16 protein-coding genes and 5 tRNA genes are annotated in these 20,320 nt (G+C 71.0%); 10 read left to right on the top strand and 11 right to left on the bottom strand.

The window, feature by feature from the left end:
* Positions 1–5: 5 nt before the first annotated feature.
* Together ASC82_RS28970 and ASC82_RS28965 are read left to right on the top strand one after the other, a co-directional pair.
* The gene (locus tag ASC82_RS28970; RefSeq protein WP_056654136.1) at positions 6–365 is read left to right on the top strand and encodes a VOC family protein; all 360 of its coding nucleotides are present in this window, start codon (positions 6–8) and stop codon (positions 363–365) included.
* A 9-nt stretch (positions 366–374) separates the two neighbouring features.
* The gene (locus ASC82_RS28965) at positions 375–839 is read left to right on the top strand and encodes a pyridoxamine 5'-phosphate oxidase family protein (protein ID WP_056654134.1); all 465 of its coding nucleotides are present in this window, start codon (positions 375–377) and stop codon (positions 837–839) included.
* A 63-nt stretch (positions 840–902) separates the two neighbouring features.
* Here the strand turns inward: ASC82_RS28965 and ASC82_RS28960 are convergent.
* The 5 genes from ASC82_RS28960 to ASC82_RS28940 form a co-directional block, all read right to left on the bottom strand.
* A tRNA-Lys gene (locus ASC82_RS28960) sits at positions 903–975 on the bottom strand.
* Between the two features lie 115 nt (positions 976–1,090).
* The gene (locus ASC82_RS28955) at positions 1,091–4,210 is read right to left on the bottom strand and encodes an FG-GAP-like repeat-containing protein (protein WP_206779223.1); all 3,120 of its coding nucleotides are present in this window, start codon (positions 4,208–4,210) and stop codon (positions 1,091–1,093) included.
* A gap of 158 nt (positions 4,211–4,368) precedes the next feature.
* Entirely contained in the window at positions 4,369–6,729 is a 2,361-nt protein-coding gene (locus tag ASC82_RS28950) for a DEAD/DEAH box helicase (protein ID WP_056654128.1), read from the bottom strand.
* Positions 6,730–6,927: 198 nt separating this feature from the next.
* On the bottom strand, positions 6,928–7,611 hold the full coding sequence (locus ASC82_RS30495) for a hypothetical protein (protein ID WP_157863516.1): 684 nt from the start codon (positions 7,609–7,611) through the stop codon (positions 6,928–6,930).
* A 182-nt stretch (positions 7,612–7,793) separates the two neighbouring features.
* A complete protein-coding gene (locus tag ASC82_RS28940; protein ID WP_024756838.1) occupies positions 7,794–8,144 on the bottom strand; it encodes a metallopeptidase family protein in 351 nt (116 codons plus the stop codon).
* A 127-nt stretch (positions 8,145–8,271) separates the two neighbouring features.
* Here ASC82_RS28940 and ASC82_RS28935 point away from each other — a divergent pair.
* The 3 genes from ASC82_RS28935 to ASC82_RS28925 all read left to right on the top strand — a co-directional run bounded on the left by ASC82_RS28935 (position 8,272) and on the right by ASC82_RS28925 (position 8,552).
* Positions 8,272–8,344 (top strand) — tRNA-Glu (locus tag ASC82_RS28935).
* 38 nt (positions 8,345–8,382) lie between these two features.
* Positions 8,383–8,456: transfer RNA gene (locus tag ASC82_RS28930), tRNA-Asp, on the top strand.
* Between the two features lie 22 nt (positions 8,457–8,478).
* Positions 8,479–8,552 (top strand) — tRNA-Phe (locus ASC82_RS28925).
* A 123-nt stretch (positions 8,553–8,675) separates the two neighbouring features.
* Here the strand turns inward: ASC82_RS28925 and ASC82_RS28920 are convergent.
* From ASC82_RS28920 to ASC82_RS28910, 3 genes are all read right to left on the bottom strand, one after another.
* Positions 8,676–9,518 (bottom strand): cytochrome c biogenesis CcdA family protein, encoded by an 843-nt coding sequence (locus ASC82_RS28920; RefSeq protein WP_056654122.1) that lies wholly within the window; start codon positions 9,516–9,518, stop codon positions 8,676–8,678.
* On the bottom strand, positions 9,515–10,255 hold the full coding sequence (locus tag ASC82_RS28915; RefSeq protein ID WP_056654119.1) for a DsbA family protein: 741 nt from the start codon (positions 10,253–10,255) through the stop codon (positions 9,515–9,517). The genes ASC82_RS28920 and ASC82_RS28915 overlap by 4 nt, the downstream gene beginning before the upstream one ends.
* A 61-nt stretch (positions 10,256–10,316) precedes the next feature.
* Positions 10,317–10,745, bottom strand: a complete 429-nt coding sequence (locus tag ASC82_RS28910) for a hypothetical protein (protein ID WP_056654116.1) — start codon at positions 10,743–10,745, stop codon at positions 10,317–10,319.
* Positions 10,746–10,848: 103 nt separating this feature from the next.
* Between ASC82_RS28910 and hrpA the strand changes: the two genes are divergently transcribed.
* The 3 genes from hrpA (at position 10,849) to ASC82_RS28895 (ending at position 15,263) form a co-directional block, all read left to right on the top strand.
* Positions 10,849–14,787 carry an ATP-dependent RNA helicase HrpA gene (gene hrpA, locus ASC82_RS28905; protein WP_056654113.1) on the top strand — a complete coding sequence of 1,313 codons (3,939 nt, stop codon included), beginning with the start codon at positions 10,849–10,851 and terminating at the stop codon, positions 14,785–14,787.
* A gap of 86 nt (positions 14,788–14,873) precedes the next feature.
* Positions 14,874–14,947 (top strand) — tRNA-Asp (locus tag ASC82_RS28900).
* A gap of 124 nt (positions 14,948–15,071) precedes the next feature.
* Positions 15,072–15,263 carry a DUF6274 family protein gene (locus ASC82_RS28895; protein WP_056654110.1) on the top strand — a complete coding sequence of 64 codons (192 nt, stop codon included), beginning with the start codon at positions 15,072–15,074 and terminating at the stop codon, positions 15,261–15,263.
* Positions 15,264–15,593: 330 nt separating this feature from the next.
* Here ASC82_RS28895 and bldC read toward each other — a convergent pair whose 3' ends face one another.
* Both bldC and ASC82_RS28885 read right to left on the bottom strand, forming a co-directional pair.
* Positions 15,594–15,800, bottom strand: coding sequence for a developmental transcriptional regulator BldC (bldC, locus tag ASC82_RS28890; protein WP_003949541.1), 207 nt, complete (start codon positions 15,798–15,800; stop codon positions 15,594–15,596).
* Positions 15,801–16,386: 586 nt separating this feature from the next.
* Positions 16,387–17,232, bottom strand: coding sequence for a hypothetical protein (locus tag ASC82_RS28885; protein ID WP_056654107.1), 846 nt, complete (start codon positions 17,230–17,232; stop codon positions 16,387–16,389).
* A gap of 175 nt (positions 17,233–17,407) precedes the next feature.
* Between ASC82_RS28885 and ASC82_RS28880 the strand changes: the two genes are divergently transcribed.
* Positions 17,408–18,508 carry a Glu/Leu/Phe/Val dehydrogenase dimerization domain-containing protein gene (locus ASC82_RS28880; RefSeq protein ID WP_079039557.1) on the top strand — a complete coding sequence of 367 codons (1,101 nt, stop codon included), beginning with the start codon at positions 17,408–17,410 and terminating at the stop codon, positions 18,506–18,508.
* A 301-nt stretch (positions 18,509–18,809) separates the two neighbouring features.
* On the top strand, positions 18,810–19,064 hold the full coding sequence (locus ASC82_RS28875; RefSeq protein ID WP_056654101.1) for a DUF3073 domain-containing protein: 255 nt from the start codon (positions 18,810–18,812) through the stop codon (positions 19,062–19,064).
* A 156-nt stretch (positions 19,065–19,220) separates the two neighbouring features.
* Here the strand turns inward: ASC82_RS28875 and purM are convergent, their stop codons facing one another.
* Entirely contained in the window at positions 19,221–20,288 is a 1,068-nt protein-coding gene (gene purM / locus ASC82_RS28870) for a phosphoribosylformylglycinamidine cyclo-ligase (protein WP_056654098.1), read from the bottom strand.
* Between the last annotated feature and the right edge of the window lie 32 nt (positions 20,289–20,320).

Here is a 20,320-nt window from a genome sequence, read left to right as displayed (position 1 = left end):
TGACCATGCCCGGTACGACCACCACCCAGGGAATCAAGACGATGCTCCACCCCGTGTCCGACCTGGGGAAGGCCAAGGCCGTGTACACCGCGCTCCTCGGCGTCGCGCCGCAGATCGACGAGCCGTACTACGTCGCCTTCGAGGCCGCGGGCCAGCACATCGGACTGCTGCCGGGCGGTGGCCCGCAGGGCCTGACCCAGTCGCTCGCGTACTGGCACGTCCCGGACATCGAGGCGAAGGTCGCCGAGCTGACCGCCGCGGGCGCCACCGTGAAGGACGCGGCGCAGGACGTCGGCGGCGGCCGCCTGGTCGCCACGGTCGTCGACCCCGACGGCAACCTCCTCGGCCTCCTCCAGGACAGCTGAGCCGGGACGATGACCGCCACCACCACCGCCGCTCCCCGCTCCCGCGCCCAGCGCCGCCTCGACACCGAACACCGGCTCGCCCACGACGTCGACGTCTGGGTGGCCACCGCCTCCCCGGACGGCGTGCCGTACCTCGTCCCGCTCTCCTTCGACTGGGACGGCGAGGCCCTGCTCGTCTCCACCCCGGCGGACAGCCCGACCGGCCGCAACCTGGCCGCCACCGGCCGCGCCCGCCTGGCCCTCGGCCACACCCGCGACGTGTCGATGATCGACGGCACCGTCGAGGTCCTGGAGATCGACGCGCTGTCCCGGGAGCGCGGCGACCGCTTCGCCGAGCACACGGGCTTCGACCCGCGCACGCAGAAGAACCCGTACCGCTGGTTCCGCATCACCCCGCACCGCGTCCAGGCCTGGCGCGAGGCGAACGAAATCGCGCACCGCGAACTGCTGCGCGACGGCCGCCCGGTGACCTGACCCCGGGAACGACGAAGCGCCCCGGCCGGTCGAAACCGATCGGGGCGCTCGTCAGCAAGTCAGTAGGCCGTGTGGGACTCGAACCCACAACCAATGGATTAAAAGTCCACTGCTCTGCCAATTGAGCTAACGGCCCGTGGACAAGCACACCCGAGCAGCATAGCCCGAGAGCTCCCCGGAACCGATCGGGTATCCGACACGAGGCGCGGGCCGTGGCGCGGTACGAGGTGCCGTCCGTGGCGGGTGGTTCGTCAGTGGAGGCTCTTGAAGGCGTTCCAGCCGCCGCCGATGAGCATGCGGGAGCCGTACGGGCCGCGGCAGGTGCCGTCGTAGTCGAAGAGCCGGCCCGCCGTGTCGCGGGCGACGAGGTCCGAGCAGCCGTCGCCGGAGATGTCGCCGACCCCCACGAGGGAGGTGTAGACGCCCCAGCCGCTGCCGACCCTCATCCGCGCGGTCACGCCGCCGGTGGCCGTGCCGTGGTAGCGCCACAGCACGCCCGCCGCGTCCACGCCGAGCAGGTCGCCGCGTCCGTCGCCGTTGAGGTCGCCGGCGCCGACGACCTTCTTGTACAGCTTCCAGTTCGTGCCGATCCGGACGCGGGGCTTCACCCGGTGGTCGGCCGTCCCGGCGTAGAAGTACATGTCTCCCGTCGACGTCTGGCGGGCGATCAGATCGGTGAACCCGTCACCGTTCGCGTCGCCGGGTGACGTCAGGACGTCGTACTGGCCCCAGCCCGAGCCGATCGTCGTGTACGGCGACGAGGCCGAGACGACCTTGCCGCAGCCCGGCCGGTAGGCCCGCAGCTGGTCCCCGACGCGCACCAGGACGTCGGCGCACCCGTCGGCGTTCACGTCGCCGAAGGGCACGAGGAGGGACGAGGTCGGGAACTTCGCGCCGGTGCCCGCGATCCGGGCCGACAGGCCGCTGTAGCCGGTGCCCCGGTACATCGACACGAGGCCCGCCGTGTCCATCACCAGGAGATCGCCCTGCGTGTCGTTCCCTGCCATGTCGCGCCAGGCCGGCTGGCCGCCGGAGACCGTGACCGTGCCGGTCAGCGACAGGTCGCTGCCCTGCCCGTCCGCCGTGTTGGCCTGGAGGTGCCAGGTGTACCGGCCGTTCGCGACGGGCTTCCCCGCCGCCGTCCTGCCGTCCCAGGAGACGTCGATACGGCTCCGGGCCTCGCCGCCGACGTAGGAACGGACCGGGTTCCCGGAGTGCGGGTCGCGCAGCGTCAGCTGCCAGTACGACGAGGGCTTGGACAGCGTCCAGTACGCCTTCCAGCCGTCCTGGATCCGCATGCTCGCCGGCACCTTCGACGAGGCGGCGGTGAGGCCGGAGGTGGGGACGCCGGGCCACACGACGTGGACGAGGTGCCGGGCGTCCTTGTAGGCGACGGCCCCGCCGAAGCGGTCCACGGTCCAGTACTCGCGGCGGGCGCCGCCCACGGGCGCGGAGTCGACGAGCCGGCGCATCGTGGGCTTGCCGTTGGTGAGCTTGGTGAGGTCGTGGAGCCGGAGGTACGCGTCGGAGTCGCGGTCGACGACGTAGCCGTCGCCCAGCAGGCCGTTGGTGTCCGTCCCCGGGGACAGCTGCAGCTTCGTGTTCGCCTTGAGGTCGACCACGCCGCGCTGCTGGGTCGCGCCGCACGCCCAGTACAGCCAGCGTCCGGCGGCAGCCTGGAGCTCCGTCGGGACGCACGCCGTCCCGGTCGTGACCTTGCCGAGGAGACCGCCGGTGGCCAGGTCGGTCCGCGCCACCTCGCCCGCCGTGGCCGTGCCGGTGTACAGGGTGTCGCCCCAGAGGGCCGCCGCCGAGGCCGGTTGGTTGCGGACGACGTTCTTCGCGTCGAGGTCCACGACGCGCGTCCGGCCGCCGCCCTGGAAGACCGCCCACCGGTGGAAGACGTCGGCGATCCGTCCGCTCGTCTCGCCGGTGGACACCCGGCTCACCTGACCGCCGGAGGTACGGGCGGTCACCTCCAGCGGCTGGGAGTCGCCTTGGGCCAGGTAGACCGTACGGCCGTCGCCGCTGTCGAACAGCGGTGTGCCGCTCTCCAGCCGCTTCGTCTCGGCGCCCGCCCACACCGACTGCGGATGACCGGTGTGCACCGGCCCCACCGGCAGCGGCGTCCGTCCGTAGAAGCCGGTACCCATCCGGGTGCCGAGCTCCAGGGTGGAGAGCCGGCCCGCGCCGAGGGCGAGCGAGCTCACCTCGGCGGGCAGCGGCTCCACACGGCTCAGCTTCTCCAGGAGCGGCGCACCGCCGTCCTTCGCCGGGACGGCCTTGAAGGCGGACCAGTCGGAGGAGGACGTACCACCGACGACGGCCGCGCCCCCGCCCGCGATCTGGGTGAGCTCCGCCTCGGCCTTCGCCAGGAGGGTCTGCGAGCGCCCGTCGGGGTGCAGCGCGACGAGCCGCCGCTTCAGGGAGGCGTCCTCGCCGGAGGCCTGGTCCACAGCGAGGACCCAGTCGCCGACGAGGGCGACACGGTCGGTGCCCAGGCCCTCGGGGAGGGCGATCGTCTGCTCGGCGCCGGTCAGCGCCGCACGCTGCCGCACGTGGACGGTGCGGTTCTTGTCGATCCAGGCGATCCGCTCGGGGCTCACGGCCACCGGCGCGGAGAGCGCGGTCCCGGGCGGGGTGGGAGCCGGGATCACGGTCATCTGCCCCGTGCGCAGGTCGACGACGCCGAGGTCGGAGTAGCCGTACGCGGCCGGGTCGCCGGAGCGGCCGAAGCGGAGGACGGCGACGGACTCGTCGCCGGCGACGAGCGGCGCCGCGTGCAGGTAGGCGCCCTCGGGCCAGCCGGTGACGGGCGTGCGGGTCCCGTTCGGGTCGTCGGCGCGCACCAGGGAGTAGCCGGTGGTCGTGGAGTGGTCCCCGGCGGAGGCGTACTGCTGGAAGAGCAGGGTGGAGCCGAGCAGCCCGCGGTAGCTCGCGTCGGCCGGCATGCCGAGCGACTGCTCGGTGCCGGTCTCCAGGTCTCGGACGGCATGGACGCCGATGCCGTGCTGGACGTACAGGTAGCGCCCGCCGGTGCCGGACTCGGCGAAGGGCAGGGCCGCCGTCGTCCCGTACCCCAGCGGAACGCTCTTCGTGGGGTCGGTGAGGTCGGTCCACTCCAGCTGCCCGCCGTCGGGCCGGTCGGGGTCCTCCGTCTCGTGCACGTACCCCGTGGGGCCGGCCGCGGTGACGGTCACCTTCCGGGGCACGGCCCGCCAGTTCGGCGCGATGTCGAGCTGGTCGACGCCGACGATCGGCGACGCCTGGGCGACCACGGCGGGCGAGAGGCCGGCGGCCGTGGCGAGGAGCGCGGTGGCGAGGACGGCTGTACGCGTGCGCGGGCGCCGCACGCGGGCGAAACGAGACAAAGAGAGGTCCCTCCCCAGGGCAACCGGATGACCGGCTGAGCGTATCCGCATCCTTGTTCGCATTCGCCCGAACGACCCTGCGGAGTCCCGGAAACGAGACAGGGCCCGTACCAGCACCGAAGTGCTCGTACGGGCCCTGCTCAGGGTGTTACACGGACTCAGCCGTTGCGCTTCCAGCGCGGCTTGTCGTCACGACGGCCGAAGGAGCCACCGGTCGAACCGGTCGAGCCGGTGCCGCGGTGCTCGTCACGACGGCCGTACGGGCGGTCGCCGCCGCCGGTGCGGAAGCCGCCGGCGGGGCGGTCGTCGCGACGGTCGCGGTTGAACGGACGGTCGCTGCCACGGTGGCCGCCGGCCGGACGGTCGTTGTCACGGCGCTCGAAGGGGCGGCCGCCACGGTCGTCACGGTTGAAGCCACCCGAGGGGCGGTCGTCACGGCGGAAACCACCGGAGGACGGACGGTCGTTGTCGCGGCGGAAGCCACCACGGTCACCGCCACGGTCATCGCGGTTGAAGCCACCCGACGGACGGTCGTCACGGCGGAAACCACCGGAGGACGGACGGTCGTTGTCGCGGCGGAAGCCACCACGGTCGCCACCACGGTCATCGCGGTTGAAGCCACCCGACGGACGGTCGTCGCGACGGAAGCCACCGGACGGACGGTCGTTGTCGCGGCGGAAGCCACCACGGTCACCGCCACGGTCGTCACGGTTGAAGCCACCCGACGGACGGTCGTCGCGACGGAAGCCACCGGACGGACGGTCGTTGTCGCGGCGGAAGCCACCACGGTCGCCACCACGGTCGTCACGGCGGAAGCCGCCACGGTCGCCACCGCGGTCGCCGCCACGGTCACGGCGCTCGTAGTTGCCGCGGTCGTCGCGGGCCGGACGCTCCTCGCGGCGCGCCTCCTCGGCGCGCGCGGCACGCTCGGCCTCGGCGGCAGCCGCCGCGACCTCGGCCTCGGCGGCCTCGGCCATCTCGGCCACGGCGGCCTCCGGGTCCTCGCCGCGCTCACGGGCGGCGCGGGCCACCAGGCGGTCGGCCTCCTCGCGGAGCTCGACGGCACGGCGCTGGAGGCGCTCGAGCTGCTTGGTCAGCTCGACGACCTCGCGCTCGGCCTGCTTGGCCGAGTTGTTCGCGGAGTCGGCCTGGACCTCGGTCAGGGACCGGGCACCGGTGATCTCGGCGACCTCGGGCTCGAAGGCGCCGGCGCTCTGGATGATGTGGCGCGAGGCGTCGACGCCCGCGTCCTCCATCAGCCGGAAGATCTGGCGGCGCTGGTGCGGCAGCGACAGCGAGACGACGACACCGGACTTGCCGGCTCGGGCCGTACGGCCGGAGCGGTGCAGGTAGTCCTTGTGGTCACCGGCCGGGTCCACGTTCAGGACCAGGTCGATGCCGTCGACGTGGATGCCTCGGGCGGCGACGTCGGTGGCGACGAGCGCGTTGACGTAGCCGTCCTTGAAGTCGGCGAGCACGCGGGTACGGGCGCCCTGCGTCATGCCGCCGTGCAGCGCGTCGGCCTTCACGCCGGACTCGACGAGCTGCTCGGCGATGCGGTCGGCGCCCAGCTGGGTGCGGACGAAGATGATCGTGCGGCCCTTGCGGGCGGCGATGGCGGCCGTGACCGGCGCCTTGTCCTTCGGCTTCACGACGAGGACGTGGTGCGACATGGTCGAGACGTTGCCCTGGGCGCTGTCGACCTCGTGGCTGATCGGGTTGTTCAGGTAGCGCTTGACGAGCGTGCCGATCTCGTTCTCCATCGTGGCGGAGAAGAGCATGCGCTGGCCGCCGGCCGGCACCTGGTCGAGCAGCTCGGTGACCTCGGGCAGGAAGCCCAGGTCGGACATCTGGTCGGCCTCGTCGAGGACCGCGACCTGGACGTTCTCCAGGGAGCAGGCGCCACGGTTGATGATGTCGCGCAGTCGGCCCGGGGTGGCGACGAGGATGTCGACGCCGCGCTCGAGGGCGTAGATCTGGTTGCCCATGGACGTACCGCCGCAGACGACCTTGATCTTCAGGCCGAGCACGTCGCCGTACGGCTGAAGGGCGTCCGCGACCTGCATCGCGAGCTCACGGGTCGGGGTGAGGATGACCGCGCGGGGCTTCTTCTTCTCGGTGTGACCGCCGGCCAGCTGGGCCAGGGTGGGCAGACCGAAGGAGAGGGTCTTGCCGGAGCCCGTACGGCCACGGCCGAGGATGTCCTTGCCGGCCAGGGCGTCCGGGATGGTCGCCGCCTGGATCGGGAAGGGGGTCGTCACGCCGTTCTGCGCGAGCTTGCGCACGACGCCCTCGGGCAGACCGAGGTCCGCGAAGGTGACGGTGGGCTCCTCGTCGGCGTCGTCGGACTCGGCGGAGTCCTCGACGTCGTCGAAGTCGGTGGTGTCGTCGATGTCGACGTCGGCCTGAGCGTCGACGGGGGCCGCGGCCTCGGTGGCGACGGTCTCGGTGGCCACTACGGCCTCGACGATCTCGTCGTTCTCGGGCATGACGGCGTGGTCAGAACTGAAAATGGACATGCGAAATGCGAAACCTTCCGGAGTCTCGGCACGCGCCCGTCAACTCCGTGAATTCGCAAATCGACCGCCTCAATGCGGTCAGCCACGGCTAGGGAGAGTACGCGCCACACGGCGCTCTTCTGTGTCGGCGCCGGGCAATGGGATCAAACGATCTACCACCATACGCACCCTCCCCCACCTATGGCAAACCGGACTCCGTCACACCGGCCCGACCTGCGGTGATGCCGCCGGCTCCGAAGGGGCTCCGGGCCCGTCCGCCGCCCGCATCGCACCCAGCTGGGTCTCGGGTCCGGGGGTCGGCGGATCGGTCGGGTTGGAGGTCGGCTCCGGAGTCGGTTCCGGGGTGGGCTCGGTGGTCGGCTCCGGCGTCGGGGTCTCGGTCGGGTTCGGGGTCGGCTCCGGCGTCGGCGTCACGCCGCCGTCGCCACCCGGGCCGCCGGCCCCGCCGCCGTTGTCACCGCTCCCCGCGCCGCCGTCACCGCCGCCGTTGCCCCCGCTGCCCCCGCTACCGCCGTTCGCGCCGTTCCCCCCGTTCCCGCCGCTTCCGCCGTCGCCGGGGCCCCCGCCCGTGCCGTGCTGGCCGCCGGCGGCGCCACCGTTTCCGCCGCCCGTCTGCCCGGGCTTGGGGGTGCCGTCGATCCCGGCGATGCCGCCCGGGGGCAGCTCGGCGCCCGGCGAGGGCTTCGTGGTGGTGGTCGGCGAGCCGCTCGGCACCGGGGACTTCGCGCCCCCGCCGGCCGCGTCGGGCCCGCCCTGCTCCGGCTGCCCGTTCCAGGAACCGCCGCCCCCGTCCGGGAGTCCGGCGCCGCCGCCCGCCTCGGACGCCACACCGCGCTTCCCGCCGGACGCGCCGGGCACCGGCTTCGCCCCCTCGTCACTCACGCTCATACAGCCGCTCAGACCGGCACAGGCCGCGACGGCCAGCGCGGCGGCGGCCCATCTCACACGGGTGGGCAAACGGGTGGGCAAATGGCGCACGGGGGCACCTCCAGGGACACAACAGGCAGGAACGGAACGCGTTGCCCTGCCCAACTCCCTGGGCGCCACAAGGGACACGCCTCGGCTCAGCCGTAGCCCAGCGCGTGCAGCCGCTCGTCGTCGATGCCGAAGTGGTGGGCGATCTCGTGGACCACCGTGATCTCGGTCTCCGCGACCACGTCCGCCCGCGACTCGCACATCCGCAGCGTCGGACCCCGGTAGATCGTGATCCGGTCCGGCAGCACCCCGGCGTACCACTCACCGCGCTCGGTCAGCGGCGTCCCCTCGTAGAGCCCGAGCAGCTCGGGATCGTCCGGGGCGGGCTCGTCCTCCACGAACACCGCGACGTTGTCCATCAGCCGGGCGAGTTCCGGGGGAATCCGGTCCAGGGCCTCGGCGACAAGTTCCTCGAACTCCTCGCGCGTCATCTCCAGCACGCGCCCATTGTCCCCCCGTCAGGGGGACACGACCGGGGTGCGCGGAAACCGTTTTGGCGATCGCGGCCGACATCCCATATGCTTCTCACGTCCCCGACGCGCTGAGAAGCGCCCCGGCGGGCCCTTAGCCCTCATCGTCTAGTGGCCCAGGACGCCGCCCTTTCAAGGCGGTAGCACGGGTTCGAATCCCGTTGGGGGTACGCATTAACGTGTGCGAGACTTGTCTCGCACATTGCAAGGCTCTGTGGAGCAGTTGGTTAGCTCGCCACCCTGTCAAGGTGGAGGTCGCGGGTTCAAGTCCCGTCAGAGTCGCTGAGGCTGGAAACAGTCTCGTGGCTGGGTAGCTCAGTTGGTACGAGCGATCGCCTGAAAAGCGATAGGTCGCCGGTTCGACCCCGGCCCCAGCCACAAACAGAAGGCCCCGTTCGAAAGAACGGGGCCTTCGTCGTTCTCCGGGTTCTCCGGAGACGCCGAGTCCCCCTGGACCGATTCCGTACGGGGAAGGGGCCCGCGCCCCTTCCCCGTCTCCGGTCACGCCTCCTCGCGCTCCCGCGTACGGCTCCCCCGCCGGCCCCGCAGCGCGAGCGCCACCGCCACCACGGCCACCACCGCGACGAGCAGCGCCCAGTCCGGGACCGCGCGCCCCAGCCCGGCCACCCGCTCCTCCACGGCGAACGACTCGTCCACCGAGAGCAGTCCCGGCAGCGCCGTCGTCCCGTCGAAGACCAGGAAGAGCGTGCCGAGGGCGATGAAGAACAGGCCCGAAAGCACCGAGGTCGAGTGGAGCGTGAGCGGCCCGACCCGGAGCGGCCGGCCGCGCAGCCAGCGGCGCCGGCCCAGGTCGTACCGCTCCCAGAGCAGCGCGAGGACGAAGAGCGGGACCGCCATGCCCAGCGCGTACACCGCGAGGAGCAGCCCGCCGTACGCCGGACTGCCGCTCAGCGCCGCCACCGTCAGGACGCTGCCCAGGATCGGGCCCGCGCAGAAGCCCGCGAGGCCGTAGACCAGGCCGAGGGCGTAGACGGAGAGCGCCGACGTGGGCCGGATGCGGCCGCTCGCCTCGGCGATGCGGCGGGAGGCGAAGCCCAGGCCGAGGAGCTGGAGGACGCCGAGCCCGATGATCAGCCAGCCGCCTGCGGTCACCAGGAGGTCCCGGTTGCCGTAGAAGAAGCGGCCCGCGAAGGACCCGGCCGCACCCAGCGGGACGAGGGTGGTCGCCAGGCCCGCGTAGAGGATCCCGGTCCTGGCCACCAGCTTCGCGCGCGTGTCGATCGAGTACGCGAAGAAGGCGGGCAGGAGCAGGGCGCTGCACGGGCTGAGGAGGGCGAGCAGGCCGCCGAGGAACGCGGCGAAGTATCCGATGCCGGAGGTCACTGCCCGGCGCCCGGCTTCTTCGCGGCCTTCGCCGTCTTCGCCGCCGCCTCGATGGCCTCGGTGAAGGTCTCCAGGGGCTGCGCGCCCGCGATCGGGCGGCCGTTGACGAGGAAGGACGGGGTGGAGGTCGCGCCGAGGCCGTACCCCTGCTCCTGGTCCTTGCGGACGGCCTCGCGGGCCGCCGTCCCGTCGGTGTCCTTCGCGAACCGGGCCGCGTCGGGGACGCCGGCCTCCTTCGCGAGGGCCGCGAGCCGGTCCTTCCCGAAGCCCTTCTCCTTGGCCCCCTCGGCGTACGCGGCCTTGTGGAACTCCCAGAACCGGCCCTGCTGTCCGGCGGCCCAGGAGGCGCGGGCGACGGCCTCCGACTCCTCGCCGAAGATCGGGAAGTTCCGCCACTCGATGCGGAGGACGCCCTCGTCCACGTACTTCTTCACGAGGACCGGCTCGGTGTCCCGGGCGAACTTCCCGCAGTAGCCGCATTTGAAGTCGGCGTACTCGATGAGGACGACGGGTGCGTCGGCCCGGCCCAGGGCGAGCTTGTCGGAGGCGTCGCGGCGGGCGTACGCCTCCAGCTCGGGGTAGACGCCGGCGGACGGGTCGGCGGAGACCTCGGCGACGGCGGACGAGCCGGCCGCGCCGTCGGCGGCCGGCTTGGTGGCGGTGTACGAGACGACGCCGAGCAGCACGGCGGCGGCCGCCACCCCGGAGACGATCATGATCGGCTTGGACTTGGACATGCGGAAGCGCTCCTGAGGAGGAAGAGGGGAAGGAGAGGGACGGCGGAGAGCGGCCGCCCGTCTACACCCTCATCAGGGTCGACAGCTCCACCGGTGACGGCGCCGCGCGCTCGGGCGGCTCCCGTCCCGGCGCGGTCCCCCGCCCGTCCGGCTCGCCGTGCCGGACCGCGCACGGCGTCCGGTCGGCGGCGAGGGCGGGCAGCAGCTCCGCGAAGCCGCCCGCCCGGGGCGGCAGGAGGGGATCGGAGGCGCCCGCCTCCGCGGTGTGACCCGGATCGCACCCCGGCACGGCGGCGCCCATGGTGACGGCGCCCATGACGGCCCCGGTCGCGTGCGGGGCGGCGGAGGCGGAGGAGCGGGAGGCGGAGGCAGCGGCGTGGGAGGCGGTGGAGGCGTAGGCCGCCGGCGCCGTCGTCCCGCAGACCAGCAGGCCGAGCACCAGACCCGCCAGCGCGGCGAAGGCCGCCAGGGCGCGGGTGGTGCGGAACATGCGATACCTCTCGGGTCCGGTCGACGTGCCCGAAATAGTACGCACCCGTCACCCGGAAATCGGTTCGCCGCTTCTCGTCCGCAGGTGCGATCCTGGGGTCCGTATGTCTACTTCCTTCGCCGCCCTCCAGTCCGTCCTGGCCGAGGTCTCGCTGCGGGACTCGCACCGGCTCGGCCGTCGTCTCGAAGGCGCCCGCCGCATCCGTAAGCCCGAGGCCCGTGAGGCCGTCCTGGACGAGATCGCCGCCGAGGCGGCCAAGGCCAAGGAACGCGTCGACGGGCGTGCCTCCCGCGTGCCCCCGGTCACGTACCCCGAGCAGCTGCCCGTCTCGCAGAAGAAGGACGAGATCCTGGAGGCGATACGCGACCACCAGGTCGTGATCGTCGCCGGTGAGACGGGTTCGGGAAAGACCACCCAGATCCCGAAGATCTGCCTGGAGCTCGGCCGGGGCGTCCGGGGCATGATCGGGCACACCCAGCCCCGCCGGATCGCCGCCCGCACGGTCGCCGAGCGCGTCGCCGAGGAGCTGAGGACCCCGCTGGGCGAGGCCGTCGGCTGGAAGGTCCGCTTCACCGACCAGGTGAACCCGGACGCGACCTTCGTGAAGCTGATGACGGACGGCATCCTGCTCGCCGAGATCCAGACGGACCGCGAGCTGCGCGCCTACGACACGATCATCATCGACGAGGCCCACGAGCGGTCCCTCAACATCGACTTCCTGCTCGGCTATCTGGCCCAGCTGCTGCCGAAGCGCCCCGACCTCAAGGTCGTCATCACCTCCGCGACGATCGACCCGGAGCGCTTCTCCCGCCACTTCGGGGACGCCCCGATCGTCGAGGTCTCCGGCCGTACGTACCCGGTCGAGGTCCGCTACCGGCCGCTCCTTGAAGAGGACGGCGAGGAGTCGGACCGGGACCAGATCACCGCGATCTGCGAGGCCGTCGAGGAGCTGCAGTCCGAGGGCCCCGGCGACGTCCTCGTCTTCCTCTCCGGCGAGCGCGAGATCCGGGACACCGCGGACGCGCTCCTCAAGCGGAACCTGCGGAACACCGAGGTCCTCCCCCTCTACGCCCGCCTGTCGCACGCCGAGCAGCACCGCGTCTTCCAGGCCCACACCGGCCGCCGGATCGTGCTCGCCACGAACGTCGCCGAGACCTCCCTGACCGTCCCCGGCATCAAGTACGTGGTCGATCCGGGCACCGCCCGCATCTCCCGCTACTCGCACCGGACCAAGGTCCAGCGCCTGCCGATCGAGGCGGTCAGCCAGGCCAGCGCCAACCAGCGCAAGGGCCGCTGCGGCCGTACGTCGGACGGCATCTGCATCCGCCTGTACTCGGAGGACGACTTCCTGTCGCGTCCGGAGTTCACGGACGCCGAGATCCTCCGTACGAACCTGGCCTCCGTCATCCTCCAGATGACCGCTGCCGGCCTCGGCGACATCGAGAAGTTCCCCTTCATCGACCCGCCGGACCACCGCAACATCCGCGACGGCGTGCAGCTCCTCCAGGAGCTCGGCGCGATCGACCCGGCGGAGAAGGACCCGAAGAAGCGGCTCACCCCGCAGGGCCGGAAGCTCTCCCAGCTGCCCGTGGACCCGCGGCTCGCCCGCATGGTCCTGGAGGCGGACAAGAACGGCTGTGTCCGCGAGGTCATGGTGATCGCGGCCGCGCTCTCCATCCAGGACCCGCGCGAGCGGCCGTCCGAGAAGCAGGCGCAGGCCGATCAGCAGCACGCCCGCTTCAAGGACGAGGCGAGCGACTTCTCCGCCTACCTGAACCTGTGGCGGTACGTCCGCGAGCAGCAGAAGGAGCGGGGTTCCAGCTCCTTCCGCCGGATGTGCAAGCAGGAGTACCTGAACTTCCTCCGCATCCGCGAGTGGCAGGACATCTACGCGCAGCTGCGGACCGTGGCCAAGCAGATGGGCATCCATCTCAACGAGGAGGACGCGCCGGAACAGTCCGTGCACGTCTCCCTCCTCGCGGGTCTCCTGAGCCACATCGGTCTCAAGGACGTGAAGGACGGGGCCAAGAACGACTACCTGGGTGCCCGCAGCGCCAAGTTCGCGATCTTCCCGGGTTCGGCGCTCTTCAAGAAGCCCCCGCGGTTCGTCATGTCGGCGGAGCTCGTGGAGACCTCGCGCCTCTGGGCCCGGGTCAACGCCCGGATCGAGCCCGAGTGGATCGAGCCGCTCGCCGAGCACCTGACGAAGAAGACGTACAGCGAGCCGCACTGGGAGAAGGACCAGGCGGCCGTGATGGCCTTCGAGAAGGTGACGCTGTACGGCGTGCCGATCGTCGCCGACCGCAAGGTGAACTACGGCCGGATCGACCCGGAGGTCTCCCGCGACCTGTTCATCCGGAACGCCCTGGTCGAGGGCGACTGGCGCACCCACCACAAGTTCTTCTCCGACAACCGCAAGCTCCTCACCGAGGTCGAGGAGCTGGAGCACCGCGCCCGGCGCCGGGACATCCTCGTCGACGACGAGACGCTCTTCGACTTCTACGACAAGCGCGTCCCCGAACACGTCGTGTCCGGAGCCCACTTCGACTCCTGGTGGAAGCACAAGCGCCACGAGGAGCCCGAGTTCCTCGACTTCGAGCGCGAGATGCTCATCAACGAGAAGGCCGCGGGCGTCACCAAGGACGACTATCCGGACTCCTGGCGGCAGGGCCCGCTGAAGTTCCGGGTGACGTACCAGTTCGAGCCGGGCGCGGACGCGGACGGCGTGACCGTCCACATCCCGCTCCAGGTGCTGAACCAGGTGACGGACGAGGGCTTCGAGTGGCAGATCCCGGGTCTGCGCGCGGAGGTCGTCACGGAGCTGATCCGCTCCCTGCCGAAGCCGATACGCCGCCACTACGTCCCCGCGCCGAACTTCGCGACCCGCTTCCTGGACGCGGTCGTGCCCGTGCAGGAGCCGCTGGCGGGCGCGCTCGCCCGCGAGCTCCAGCGGATGGTCGGCGTCCCGGTCACCGCCGAGGACTTCGACTGGGCGAAGGTGCCCGAGCACCTCAAGGTCACGTTCCGGATCGTCGACGAGCGGCGCCGCAAGCTCGCCGAGGACAAGGACCTGGAGACACTGCGGCTCCAGCTGCGTCCCAAGGCCCGTAAGGCGCTCTCCCAGGCCGCTGCGGCGGCGACGGGCGGCCCGGACGGCTCCGGGCCCTCTCTGGAGCGCACAGGGCTCACGGAGTGGACGATCGGCACGCTCACGAAGGTCTTCGAGACCAAGCGGGGCGGCCAGCCGGTCAAGGCGTACCCGGCGCTCGTGGACGAGGGCGCGACCGTCGCCGTACGGCTCTTCGACACGGAGGCCGAGCAGGCGCAGGCGATGTGGCGGGGCACCCGGAAGCTGATCATGCTGAACATCCCGGTGAACCCGGCGAAGTTCGCCTCGGACAAGCTGACCAACCAGCAGAAGCTGGCCCTGTCCTCGAACCCGCACGGCTCGATCCAGGCCCTCTTCGACGACTGCGCGACCGCCGCGGCCGACAAGCTGATCGCCGACCACGGCGGGCCGGCCTGGGACGAGGAGTCCTTCCGGAAGCTGTACGACAAGGTCCGCGCGGACCTCGTGGACACGACCGTACGGACGGTGGGGCAGGTCCAGCAGATCCTGGCGGCCTGGCAGGCCTGCCAGCGCCGGCTCAAGTCCACCAACAGCCTGGCGCTGATCAACAACCTCACGGACGTGCGCGAGCAGCTGGCGTGGCTGGTGCCCGCGGGCTTCGTGACCCGTACGGGACTCAAGCGGCTCCCGGACCTGATGCGGTATCTGGTGGCGGTGGACCGGCGGCTCCAGCAGATGGCGACCGGCGTCCAGCGGGACACCACCCGCATGGAGAAGGTCCACGAGATGCTCGACGAGTACGCGTGGCTGCTCGAACAGCTCCCGAAGGGGCGCCCGGTGCCCTCCGAGGTGACCGACATCCGCTGGATGATCGAGGAGCTGCGGGTGAGCTACTTCGCGCACGCGCTGGGCACGGCGTACCCGGTCTCGGACAAGCGGATCGTGAAGGCGATCGACGCGGCGGCCCCGTAGCGGGGCCCTGCCGTCGGTGAGTTCGACCAGACCGCTGACCTGCTGTACAGTCTCTCTCGCAGCCACTTACGAGGGGTTGCGAGCAAGGTCCTGTGGAGCAGTTGGTTAGCTCGCCACCCTGTCAAGGTGGAGGTCGCGGGTTCAAGTCCCGTCAGGATCGCTTTCACGAAGGCCCGCATCGCGAGATGCGGGCCTTCGTCGTGTTCCCGTCTCTTGACGGCGCGGGGCGCCCGCCGGTACCCCGGACTCAGGGACTCGGGGGACCGCACCGGAGGGGGTCGCGCATGGCCGCGGCGTCGGCGGCACGACACGACACGCGAGCGCTGCTGCGCGCCCATCTGGCGGCCGCTTCCCGCTACGGACACCTCACGGCGCACTGCGTGGTCTGCCATCGCCTCCTGGAGCTCGTCATGGAGTTCCCGGACGCCGAGGAGCCGGAGCCGGCGGTGGAGGACGAAAGTCCCACGGACCCATGACCAACGGCGGGTTGAAAGCGATCCGGGGAGTGGCAGGCTGGTGAATGGCAAGACTTCGCCAGTGTGACGGGTGTCACCGAACGAGTTTCCCGAACGCCTTCACTTACACCCCTCCTACACCGGCCCGATTTAATATGTGCAATTGCACCACCCTTCGCAGAGTGGCGCCGGGCACAAAAAAGATCGCGCCAGACCCGGCGGAGTCCAGCGCGATCGTTGACGAAGGCCTGTTGGGGCAGGATTCCGTCGGCAGTACTAGGGGTGGGCGACCGGATTGGGGGATCCGGACAGGCCCGGTGTTACAGGGTGCTGCGGGGTGTTGAGCGAGCCTCAGGCCTCGCTGCGCTGCTGCGGAATACCCGCGAGCAGTGCGCGAACCTCGGCCTCGCGGTACCGGCGGTGCCCACCCAGGGTGCGGATGGACGTGAGCTTGCCCGCCTTCGCCCAACGGGTCACCGTCTTCGGGTCCACACGGAACATCGTGGCAACCTCGGCAGGGGTCAGCAGCGGCTCGGCATCAGGGGTGCGAGCGGTCATGAGCGGCCTCCTCGGGAGAACCGAACCAATCTCGGTTCTTTCCTCTAAATTCTGCACCTTGACCCGCCTTGCCCGAAATGGCAGAAGCGGGCCGAGTCGGTTATAGGACGAACGGCTTGTCCTCGGCACTACAACTACACCATCCGTCCAGCCACGTCGGCCAAACCGATGGAATTGCCCTCGCAGGTGTTCATCAGCGGCGGAAGTCGATGGACCATGCCATAACGGACAGTCACGCGGCTGTGACGATCAGTCACAGAGCGATCAGGAGTCCTCAGACCCCCCATAGAGTGCAATGCTGAGCGTTCCGCCCAAACTTGGACGGAAGGAACCCTCCCCGGACTCCTTGTCCTATTTTGGCACGAGGGTGGGTGATGGGCGCAAGGGTGCGTTAAGTGCTATCCGTCACGCTTGAGCCAAAGGCCCGGATCAGGACCAACGTCCCCGGCGCGGGTGTGCCGAAAGACCCCGCCGCGAAGAGAGCGGCGAGAGGCCCCGGAGCCGTCGGGTCCGGATGCCTGAAGATCATTTACCCCAGCCGGACATGTCTTGTCGATGGCGACCTGACGAAGATGCCCGACTGATGTCAGTTCGCGCCCCGCAGGTCCCTGACGACCCGCCAGCGCTCCGCGAGCCGGCCGTACACCTCACTGGCCCGCTCGCCGTCCCCCGCCCGCAGCGCGGCGATCCCCTCCGCCATCTCCGCCGCCGACCGGTCCTGCGCCAGCCACTCCTCCGTGACCGCGTGCACCAGGCCCCCGAAGTCCAGCTCCACGAGCGCCCGCGGATGGAACTCCTCCAGCCACCGGCCCACGTCGACCAGACCCTCCGTCATCGGGCCCTCCTCGATCGACTCCCGCAGGGCCCGCAGCGCCCTCGCCAGCCGCCGCCGCGCCTGCGCCATCGTCGTCCGGTAGCGCAGCACCGGCGCCGCCTCCGGGCCGCCCGGCTCGTACCCCCGGTCCTCGTCCCCGAAGAGCGCGAACCAGCGCAGCGGCACCTGCCAGACCGCCGTACGGATCCACGGCCGGGCGTCCGGGTTCCGCGCGAGCCACCGCTCGTAGTCGCCGGCCACCTGCTCCCGCACCACCGGCGGCAGCATCGCGTCGAGCGCCGGCCCCGGATACCCGTCGGCCAGCAGCTCCTGGACGGCCAGCCAGCTCCGCAGCCGGGTCCGCCACGGGCAGATCACCACCACCCCGTCCACGTGTGCGACGAAGGCCTCCCCGCTCTCCTGGACCGGCACCGGCACCGGGGGCGTCGGCAGCAGGTCGGCGAGCGAGCGCCGCAGCTCCTCCTGCGCCCCCGGCGTGCGCGGCCTGCGGGCGTACCGGGCCCAGTGGCTCCGCTCCGGCTCGGGGAACGCGGCCAGCGGCTCGTACACCCGCAGGTAGGACGCGTAGGGGACGAGGACCGAGGAGGCGACCGACATGCCGCGAATCCTTCCACGGAGGTACTCCGCGAGGGGGTGATCCCGAACGAGAGAGGGTGATCCTGAGCACTGCTGCCGATCTACGCACAGGTAGGACTTACTCTCTTGCCGAACTGGTCCTCCCCCACCCGCAGGGAGGGCCGCAACCGCCGCTTCGTACTTGGGAGTCACCACCGTGACCGATGTGACCGGCGTTCCTGTCGTTCCCGCAGACGTGCTGCACACCTTGTTCCACTCGGAGCAGGGTGGCCACGAGCAAGTCGTGCTCTGCCAGGACCGCGCCACCGGCCTCAAGGCCGTCATCGCCATCCACTCCACCGCCCTGGGCCCGGCCCTCGGCGGAACCCGCTTCTACCCGTACGCGACCGAGGCCGAGGCGATCGCCGACGCGCTCAACCTCTCGCGCGGGATGTCGTACAAGAACGCCATGGCCGGCCTCGACCACGGCGGCGGCAAGGCCGTCATCATCGGGGACCCGGAGACGATCAAGACCGACGAGCTGCTGCTCGCCTACGGCCGCATGGTGGCCTCCCTCGGCGGCCGCTACGTGACGGCCTGCGACGTCGGCACCTACGTCGCCGACATGGACGTCGTGGCCCGCGAGAACCAGTGGACCACCGGCCGCTCCCCCGAGAACGGCGGCGCCGGCGACTCCTCGGTCCTCACCGCCTTCGGCGTCTTCCAGGGCATGCGCGCCTCCGCGCAGACCCTGTGGGGCGACCCGACCCTGCGCGGCCGCAAGGTCGGCGTCGCGGGCGTCGGCAAGGTCGGCCACTACCTCGTCGAGCACCTCCTGGAGGACGGCGCCGAGGTCGTCATCACCGACGTGCGCGAGGAGTCGGTCCGCCGGATCACCGACAAGCACCCGCAGGTCACCGTCGTCGCCGACACCGACGCGCTGATCCGCGTCGAGGGCCTGGACGTCTACGCGCCCTGCGCGCTCGGCGGCGCCCTGAACGACGAGACCGTGCCCGTCCTCACCGCGAAGATCGTCTGCGGCGCGGCCAACAACCAGCTCGCGCACCCCGGCGTCGAGAAGGACCTGTCGGACCGCGGGATCCTCTACGCGCCCGACTACGTGGTCAACGCCGGTGGCGTGATCCAGGTCGCCGACGAGCTCCACGGCTTCGACTTCGACCGGTGCAAGGCGAAGGCCACGAAGATCTTCGACACCACGCTGGCCATATTCGCACGTGCGAAGGCGGACGGGATTCCGCCGGCCGCCGCCGCCGACCGGATCGCCGAGCAGCGGATGGCGGAGGCCCGACGGGGCTGATGCCCTGTCCGGCCTCGCGGAGGATCGGCCCGCCGTCGGAGGGCACCGGGAGAGACATCGCTCACCCCTCCCGGCGGGTCGACCCTCAAGAAGAGGTTAAAATCGCGATTGACCAGCGAGGAAAGGGCGCCTCGAAGGTTCTGTACCGAGGTATGTGATGCGCACGGCGTACCGTAGAGCCGAGGAAACAGGTACCGTTGAAGCCCTACGGGCCGGTCTCTCTTTCGAGAGTCCGTTCCGAATCATGAACGCGTGTCAAGACTCTGGGGTCATCGAGCCCCGTCACCGAGGGGGTCGAGCCATGGGGCGCGGCCGGGCAAAGGCCAAGCAGACCAAGGTCGCCCGCCAGCTGAAGTACAGCAGCGGCGGGACTGACCTGTCGCGTCTGGCCAATGAGCTGGGCGCTTCGACTTCGAACCAGCCGCCGAATGGCGAGCCGTTCGAGGACGACGACGAGGAAGACGACCCGTACGCGCAGTACGCGGATCTCTACGACGATGACGACGAGGACGAGGACGACGAGTCCGGTCCGACCTCGTCCCCGCGTCGCGGTTGACCTTCTGAATCACCGAAACCCGGTCCGGTACACCCGGCCGGGTTTCTGTGCTGTCCTGCGCCGTACGGAAACGGACACGGACAGAGACATACGGATACGGGAGCGGCCCGGCGGTACCCCCTGAGGGGCGCTGCCGGGCCGCTGCCGTACCGCTGACTAGCTCGCGTACGTGCCGACCAGCTCCGCGCCGGTCGTGTGCGCGCCGCGCTCGGTGATCTCGCCCGCGACCCAGGACTCGACCCCGCGGTCCGCGAGGGTCGTCAGGGCCACGTCCACGGAGTCGGCCGGCACGACGGCCATCATGCCGACGCCCATGTTCAGCGTCTTCTCCAGCTCCAGGCGCTCCACCTGACCGGCCTTCCCGACCAGGTCGAAGATCGCGTCCGGGGCCCAGGTGGAACGGTCGACCGTGGCGTGCAGGCCGTCCGGGATCACCCGGGCCAGGTTGGCCGCGAGGCCACCGCCCGTGATGTGGCTGTACGCGTGGACGTCCGTGGTCCGGGTGAGGGCCAGGCAGTCCAGCGAGTAGATCTTGGTGGGCTCCAGGAGCTCCTCGCCGAGGGTCCGGCCCAGCTCCTCGACCTGCTGGTCCAGGCTCATCCCGGCGCGGTCGAAGAGGACGTGCCGGACGAGCGAGTACCCGTTGGAGTGAAGACCCGAGGAGGCCATGGCGATGACCGCGTCCCCCGTACGGATGCGATCGGCGCCGAGCAGCCGGTCGTACTCCACGACACCCGTGCCGGCGCCCGCGACGTCGAAGTCGTCCGGGCCGAGGAGGCCCGGGTGCTCCGCGGTCTCGCCGCCGACCAGGGCGCAGCCGGCGAGGACGCAGCCCTCGGCGATGCCCTTGACGATGGCGGCGACCCGCTCCGGGTGGACCTTGCCGACGCAGATGTAGTCGGTCATGAAGAGCGGCTCGGCGCCGCAGACGACGATGTCGTCCATGACCATCGCGACCAGGTCGTGGCCGATCGTGTCGTACACGCCCATCTGGCGGGCGATGTCGACCTTCGTGCCGACGCCGTCGGTCGCCGAGGCGAGCAGCGGACGCTCGTAGCGCTTGAGGGCGGAGGCGTCGAAGAGGCCGGCGAAACCGCCGAGGCCACCGAGGACCTCGGGGCGCTGCGTCTTCTTCACCCACTCCTTCATGAGCTCGACGGCGCGGTCGCCCGCCTCGATGTCGACGCCCGCGGACGCGTAGCTGGCACCAGTGGTCTCAGACATGCTGAAGAACTTTCGTGTCGTACTGCGGTTGC

The sequence above is a fragment of the Streptomyces sp. Root431 genome, from assembly GCF_001426585.1.
In the GTDB taxonomy this organism is placed as follows: Bacteria; Actinomycetota; Actinomycetes; order Streptomycetales; family Streptomycetaceae; genus Streptomyces; species Streptomyces stackebrandtii.
Note: the sequence above shows the minus strand (reverse complement) of the source record. Positions and strands in the feature narration are given on the sequence as shown.

What these genes read in the sequence shown, in the direction of transcription:
- ASC82_RS28970 (WP_056654136.1), top strand. Translation starts at nt 6, where the DNA reads ATGCCCGGTACGACCACCACCCAGGGAATCAAGACGATGCTCCACCCC.
- ASC82_RS28965 (WP_056654134.1), top strand. Translation starts at nt 375, where the DNA reads ATGACCGCCACCACCACCGCCGCTCCCCGCTCCCGCGCCCAGCGCCGC.
- ASC82_RS28950 (WP_056654128.1), bottom strand. Translation starts at nt 6,729, where the DNA reads ATGTCCATTTTCAGTTCTGACCACGCCGTCATGCCCGAGAACGACGAG.
- ASC82_RS28915 (WP_056654119.1), bottom strand. Translation starts at nt 10,255, where the DNA reads ATGTCCAAGTCCAAGCCGATCATGATCGTCTCCGGGGTGGCGGCCGCC.
- ASC82_RS28910 (WP_056654116.1), bottom strand. Translation starts at nt 10,745, where the DNA reads ATGTTCCGCACCACCCGCGCCCTGGCGGCCTTCGCCGCGCTGGCGGGT.
- hrpA (WP_056654113.1), top strand. Translation starts at nt 10,849, where the DNA reads ATGTCTACTTCCTTCGCCGCCCTCCAGTCCGTCCTGGCCGAGGTCTCG.
- ASC82_RS28895 (WP_056654110.1), top strand. Translation starts at nt 15,072, where the DNA reads ATGGCCGCGGCGTCGGCGGCACGACACGACACGCGAGCGCTGCTGCGC.
- bldC (WP_003949541.1), bottom strand. Translation starts at nt 15,800, where the DNA reads ATGACCGCTCGCACCCCTGATGCCGAGCCGCTGCTGACCCCTGCCGAG.
- ASC82_RS28885 (WP_056654107.1), bottom strand. Translation starts at nt 17,232, where the DNA reads ATGTCGGTCGCCTCCTCGGTCCTCGTCCCCTACGCGTCCTACCTGCGG.
- ASC82_RS28875 (WP_056654101.1), top strand. Translation starts at nt 18,810, where the DNA reads ATGGGGCGCGGCCGGGCAAAGGCCAAGCAGACCAAGGTCGCCCGCCAG.
- purM (WP_056654098.1), bottom strand. Translation starts at nt 20,288, where the DNA reads ATGTCTGAGACCACTGGTGCCAGCTACGCGTCCGCGGGCGTCGACATC.